This is a genomic window from Arthrobacter sp. CAN_A214 (genome assembly GCF_015751955.1).
Taxonomy (GTDB): Bacteria; Actinomycetota; Actinomycetes; order Actinomycetales; family Micrococcaceae; genus Arthrobacter_D.
The window spans coordinates 1-1569 of record NZ_JADOUU010000086.1; the positions used below are offsets into that span (position 1 = coordinate 1).

A 1569-nucleotide genomic window follows, 5' to 3' on the forward strand; every position below is an offset into this window, starting at 1 on the left:
CCGTCCAGGGCCTACTACGACCGGAAACGGGCCGAAGGCAAACGCCATAACCAAGCGCTGATTGCACTGGCTCGCCGCCGCTGCGACACCCTCTATGCCATGCTCAGAGATGGAACCTTATACGAACCGCGGCTAGCCACAGCCGCTTGACGAAAACCATAGAGGCACCCCCCCCGCCTCAATCCGACTCGCCAGTGGCTTAACCGCAGTTTCACTTGAGCCCACCCCACCTTTAGTCCGTGGGACCACCTGATGCCACGCGCTATGCAATGTCCTGATCCTGACCGCCGCCACTACTGTCAAAACCCTGAACGAGCGCCTGTGCCAGCAGCAGGATGGCGAACCGCACGTCAGTGCCCGGGTTTAACGGATTCGAGGTATTGCTGCACAGCCGTTTCCGGTACCCGGTAGGAGCGACCGAATCGGATACCCTCCATCGCACCGGACTGCACCAGGCGGTACACCGTCATTCTTGAGACCCGCATCCTGGCAGCTATCTCCGCAACGGTCAGAAGATTTGTCTCCATCGGTCTGTTCTCAGCCATTCCTACACCTGCTCCTCGAAAATCATGGGTCACTCTTGTGCCATTGTTAACAGTGGCCGCTATTCTTTATCTCCGCACGAGTAGTGGCTACCTGTTTCCCAGAATCCCCATAACGAGTAGTTAACGGGAATCGTCACGTGCTAACGCAGAACCCTGAGTTTGGCTTGCCAGCGGCTGTAGGAAACCGAGGCCTTGACCTCTAGATTTTCGATCGTCAGTGAAGTTCGCTGGGGTTGCACCAACATCGACAGCACTCTTTCCTCGGTTGGTCTGTCCTACCGATAGAAGGGCATGGTTTCGTGGTCGGCGACGAACGAGACCAGTCTCGAGAACCTTCGGTTCAAGTTTTCCTGCCGGATACTACACACCTATCCCTACCACTCCCCCAGCCCCGCAAATGTGTAGCAGTGAAGGATGCACACGGGACGCTATGGTGCTGCGCTGGCCGCCCCTCGAAGGTGCCCCGCGTCTAGGGTAGAAGAAGACAACCGTAGAGCGGTTCGCACATCCTTGAGCAAACCCTTAGAGGGGTCGACGACGGCTGGGGGTGGAACTCTGGTCTCAAGAGAGTTCCTTTTCGCCGCCGACCCCGGTCCAGGATCTTCCGCAGTACATGAAAAATGGCATGCGGCTGACCCACCGCTCGCGCGGTGGCGCAACCTTTCCGGGTTCCAATGTTCGATGTTTGGGACCAGCACCAGTGATGGTCCGTCGGAAACCCCGTTTCAGAAACGAGGGAGCGAATCAGCAACCCGGTACGCGTAGTGATCGCCTGACTTCGTAGGCACAGTACTTGGCCCACCCCTTAACCAGTGCCTCCAGCTACCCGCGGGCACACCCAGCGGGTCGATGTATGGAAAAATATTGCGGAAGTTGGTTACCTCCCCTGGACGAAGCTGGATGTTTTTTCAGCCCACCGTTACAGGGCGAAGGTTACGTCCCGCTGAGTGGTGGAGTTTTCTCGACACCGTGCGGGTCAGTTCTTTGATTATGCTGCAGTGAGTTCTGGGAGCAAAACTGTTTC

Annotated in this window: 1 protein-coding gene and 1 pseudogene; one reads left to right on the forward strand and one right to left on the reverse strand. The window is 57.2% G+C overall.

Features of this window, described 5'->3' with window-relative positions:
* Positions 1–150 (forward strand): annotated as a pseudogene (locus IWX65_RS17515) (IS110 family transposase); the annotation flags it as partial.
* Positions 151–350: 200 nt separating this feature from the next.
* Here the strand turns inward: IWX65_RS17515 and IWX65_RS17520 are convergent.
* Entirely contained in the window at positions 351–527 is a 177-nt protein-coding gene (locus IWX65_RS17520) for a helix-turn-helix domain-containing protein (RefSeq protein ID WP_334683987.1), read from the reverse strand.
* Positions 528–1569 lie beyond the last annotated feature (1042 nt).